Origin of the sequence: Kitasatospora sp. NPDC091257 (assembly GCF_044757675.1) — a bacterium.
Classification (GTDB): Bacteria; Actinomycetota; Actinomycetes; order Streptomycetales; family Streptomycetaceae; genus Kitasatospora; species Kitasatospora lactacystinica.
In genome coordinates this window covers 1-3,982 of record NZ_JBIVVI010000875.1, presented here as the reverse complement: position 1 = coordinate 3,982, position 3,982 = coordinate 1, and the positions used below count along the sequence as shown (strand labels likewise).

The following is a 3,982-nucleotide window of genomic DNA, read 5'->3' as shown; positions in this document are numbered from 1 at the left end:
GGCCTATGGCCCCATAGATCACCACCGCCTACTTCGCAGGTCATCCGTAGGGTTTGCTACAAAGGTTCGGCTAACCTTTGTTGCATCGCGCCCGACCGGAGGACCACTCGTCATGCCCCGCCCGATCCGAGTCGCGATCGTCGGAGCCGGCCCCGCCGGCATCTACGCCGCGGACGCCCTGCTGAAGTCCGACGCCGCCCAGGACCCCGGTGTCTCGATCGACCTGTTCGAGCGGATGCCCGCTCCGTTCGGCCTGATCCGCTACGGGGTCGCGCCCGACCACCCGCGCATCAAGGGCATCGTCACCGCCCTGCACCAGGTGCTCGACAAGCCCCAGGTCCGGCTGTTCGGCAACGTCGACTACCCGAACGACCTCGCCCTGGACGACCTGCACCGCTTCTACGACGCCGTGGTGTTCTCCACCGGCGCGACGGCCGACCGCGCCCTGGACATACCCGGCATCCACCTCGACGGCTCCTACGGCGCGGCCGACTTCGTCTCCTGGTACGACGGTCACCCGGACGTGCCCCGGACCTGGCCGCTGGAGGCCGAGAAGGTCGCCGTCCTCGGCGTCGGCAACGTCGCCCTGGACGTCGCCCGGGTGCTCGCCAAGACCGCCGACGAACTGCTGCCCACCGAGATCCCGCCGAACGTGTACGAGGGCCTGAAGCGCAACCGGGCCGTCGAGGTGCACGTCTTCGGCCGCCGCGGCCCCGCCCAGGCCAAGTTCAGCCCGATGGAACTGCGCGAGCTGGACCACTCCCCCACGATCGAGGTGATCGTCGCCCCCGAGGACATCGAGTACGACGAGGGCTCGATCGCCGAGCGCCGCTCGGTCAAGCACGTGGACCTGGTCGCCTCGACGCTGGAGAACTGGGCGATCCGCGACGTCGGCGACCGCCCGCACCGGGTGTACCTGCACTTCTTCGAGTCCCCGGTGGAGGTGCTCGGCGAGGACGGCCGGGTGGTCGGCCTGCGCACCGAGCGCACCGAACTGGACGGCACCGGCAATGTGCGCGGCACCGGCGGCTTCACCGACTGGGACGTGCAGTCGGTCTACCGCGCGGTCGGCTACTACTCCGACGAGCTGCCCAAGCTGCCCTTCGACCCGGCCTCGGGCACCGTTCCGCACCAGGCCGGACGGGTCCTGGACGGCGACGGCTCGCACCGCACCGCCACGTACGTCACCGGCTGGATCAAGCGCGGCCCGGTCGGCCTGATCGGCCACACCAAGGGCGACGCCAACGAGACCGTCGCCTGCCTGCTGGACGACCACGCCGCCGACCGCCTGCCCGGCGCCGTCGAGCCGGACCCGGCGGCCGTCGAGGAGCACCTGCGCGCCCAGGGCGTCCGCTTCACCACCTGGGAGGGCTGGAAGCTGCTGGACGCCCACGAGCGCGCGCTCGGCGAGGCCGAGCAGCGCGAGCGGGTCAAGGTCGTCGAGCGCGAGGACATGCTCCGCCACAGCGGGGCCTGAGCCCCCGCGGGAGTCCGGGCCCGGACGTCCGAGGGCCCGGGCGGCGCCCGACGGGATCCCGGACGCTGTCGGTGATTCGGGTTCCTGATCATTTCGCCCCGCCGAGCCGGTGCTCGGCGGGGCGATCCGGAGTGCCGGGCCGCCCTTCGGGAACGCCGCCCGCGCCACCCCACCGTCTCCACCGGAACCCCGCCCGGCCCACCCGCACGCATCGACACCGGACCACCCCGCAACGACCGACGCCACTCGCCGCACCCGATCACTCACTTCACCAACAGCGTCCGGAGGTAGAAGGGCCGCCGGGGACGGCTCACAGGCCCGGCACGTGGTAGCCGTTGAGGCGCCAGAGCGCGGCGCTGTACCAGAGCAGGGCGATCAGGACGAGCAGGGCGCCGCCTGCCGTGGGCAGGGCCCAGCCGGGCAGCCGGCGATGGCGGACCACGATGACCTTGGCGACGAACGCGCCATAGAGGAAGCATCCGGCGAACGAGTGCACGGCGATCCGAGGTGCCGCCAGCTGCACGCCGTAGGCCGCGAGGCAGTGGGAGGCGATCGGGAGGGACAGCAGGAACGCGGCCAGGCCGACCAGCCGGTGCCCGGTCCGGACCGACCGGGGTGCGGTGGGCAGGCCGGGCAGCCGGCCGTACATCCAGAGCGCCAGCAGGAGCTGGACCAGCGCGAGGCCCAGCAGGGCGGTGCCGAGCTGGGCCTTGAGCCGGTTGGCGTCGTCGAATCGGCGGCCGAAGAGGCTGCTCGCGTAGTCGGGTGTGTGCGCCCGGCCGTACCAGAAGAGGCCGGCCGTCACCGCCACCGGCAGCAGCGCCCACAGGAGGCCGGAGGCCCGCCGAGGGCGGGACGACCGTTCGACGCCGTTCATCCGCTCAGCTGCCCTCGACCTTGTTGCCCGAGGTGTTGACCACGTACCACGTGGCACCGAAGGCGCTGGACTCCTCGCCGTTGGTGTCGCCCTGCGCCGTGTCGCCCTCGAAGTAGTAGAGCGGGTGGCCGTTGTAGACGATCTGGGTCGTGCCGTCCTTGCGGGTGCTCGTGGAGAGCTTGGCCTGGTCGACGCCGTCGGTGGCGGTGGGGGTGCCGGTGGTCAGGGCGGGGGGCCAGGCGGTGGCGCAGGCGTCGTAGCAGGTCGAGGTGGGCGAGGTGTCCGCCTCGAACAGGTAGAGCGTCTTGCCTCGGGCGTCGACCAGGATGTTCTGGTACTTGCCGACGGTGGTTGCCGAGACCGTGGCGGCCGCACCGCCTGCTCCGGCGGAGGGGCTCGGGCTCGCGCTCCCCGTCGGGGTCGCTTCGGCGGACTGACTGCCGGAGGGGCTCGCCGCGGAGGTCGCCGCGGAGGTCGGGCTTGCCGCGGATGTCGACTTCTTGCTGCTGGAGCAGCCGCCGCACACCACGGTGATCAGGGCGACGACGGCGGCCGTGGCGGTCACCGTACGGGAAATTCTCATGGGCTTCTCTCCGGCCGGGGTGGGAACTGGTGCCACCACTTCAGCGCGAACGGGCTCGGCCGCTTCACCAGGCACGCCAGCAGGCGGGCAAGGCGAGGCGACCGTTAACCCTGATGGCCGACAGCAGCGGCTCCTGGCCCGGTCCGCGTGCCCGTCAGGAACGGACGATCGGCAGCAGCAGCTCGTCCACGATCTCCGCCGGATCGAGCCGCACCGCCTCCCCGCCGCACATCTTGATCCGGTACAGCATCAGCGCCGGCACCAGGTCGGTGACCAGCGGGGTGACCGCCCCGGGCCGGACCTCGCCGCGGGTGGTGCCGCGGTCCAGCACCTCGGCGATCAGCGCGGTCGTCGGCTGGACGACCCGCTCCAGCACGATCTCCAGGAAGGCGTGCGCCCGCTGGTGGTCGAGCTCGCTCATGACGGCCCGCACGGCGGCGCCGATCTCGCTGACCATCGCGGCGCGCAGCCTGGTGACCACCTCCAGCAGGTCGCCGCGCAGGCTGCCGGTGTCGGGGGCCGGGCCGGACGGCGGCAGGCTGGCCCGCAGCGCGTCCTTGACCAGCTCCTCCTTGGAGGACCAGCGGCGGTAGAGCGCGGCCTTGCCGGTCTGCGCGGCGGCGGCCACCCCCTCCATGGTCAGCCGGGCGTAGCCGTCGGTGGTGAGCTGCTGGAGGACCGCCTCGTAGATGGCGCTCTCCAGCGCCTCGCCGCGCCGCCGCAGCGGGGCGCCCGTCACCGGCCCGTGCCCGGTGTCCGTCTCAGCGGTCATGGTTGCGCACCTTCTTCAGTCGCCCTTCCTCGGTCCCGTCGCTCCACGCGTTCGGCCACGGTTCCCGGGGAGATCCCGGGCCGGCCGCGCGAACGGTGAAGCACTTCCCCTGTCGCGGAGATCACCTGGACCCCACTGTCGATGTTAGTGAACGAACCCGTTCCCGGCGTCGCCCCCGGCCGCACGATCCGTTCTGGTGTTCGAGTTGCGATGGGTTCCCCCCTCGATACGCTTCGAGAAGAGGCTCCCCGAGCCCGGACCCGCGCCGCCCCC

Annotated in this window: 4 protein-coding genes; 1 reads left to right on the top strand and 3 read right to left on the bottom strand. The window is 72.2% G+C overall.

The window, feature by feature from the left end; translation table 11 throughout:
* The first annotated feature begins 112 nt into the window (after positions 1-112).
* Entirely contained in the window at positions 113-1,477 is a 1,365-nt protein-coding gene (locus tag ACIQOV_RS31205; RefSeq protein WP_401054000.1) for an FAD-dependent oxidoreductase, read from the top strand.
* A gap of 310 nt (positions 1,478-1,787) precedes the next feature.
* Here the strand turns inward: ACIQOV_RS31205 and ACIQOV_RS31200 are convergent, their stop codons facing one another.
* The 3 genes from ACIQOV_RS31200 to ACIQOV_RS31190 form a co-directional block, all read right to left on the bottom strand.
* Positions 1,788-2,354: a DUF6529 family protein gene (locus ACIQOV_RS31200; protein WP_401053999.1), complete on the bottom strand. Its 567-nt coding sequence runs from the start codon at positions 2,352-2,354 to the stop codon at positions 1,788-1,790.
* A gap of 4 nt (positions 2,355-2,358) precedes the next feature.
* Positions 2,359-2,937, bottom strand: coding sequence for a hypothetical protein (locus tag ACIQOV_RS31195; protein ID WP_401053998.1), 579 nt, complete (start codon positions 2,935-2,937; stop codon positions 2,359-2,361).
* A 154-nt stretch (positions 2,938-3,091) separates the two neighbouring features.
* Positions 3,092-3,709, bottom strand: a complete 618-nt coding sequence (locus ACIQOV_RS31190; RefSeq protein WP_401053996.1) for a TetR-like C-terminal domain-containing protein — start codon at positions 3,707-3,709, stop codon at positions 3,092-3,094.
* Positions 3,710-3,982 lie beyond the last annotated feature (273 nt).

What these genes read in the sequence shown, in the direction of transcription:
- ACIQOV_RS31205 (WP_401054000.1), top strand. Translation starts at nt 113, where the DNA reads ATGCCCCGCCCGATCCGAGTCGCGATCGTCGGAGCCGGCCCCGCCGGC.
- ACIQOV_RS31200 (WP_401053999.1), bottom strand. Translation starts at nt 2,354, where the DNA reads ATGAACGGCGTCGAACGGTCGTCCCGCCCTCGGCGGGCCTCCGGCCTC.
- ACIQOV_RS31195 (WP_401053998.1), bottom strand. Translation starts at nt 2,937, where the DNA reads ATGAGAATTTCCCGTACGGTGACCGCCACGGCCGCCGTCGTCGCCCTG.
- ACIQOV_RS31190 (WP_401053996.1), bottom strand. Translation starts at nt 3,709, where the DNA reads ATGACCGCTGAGACGGACACCGGGCACGGGCCGGTGACGGGCGCCCCG.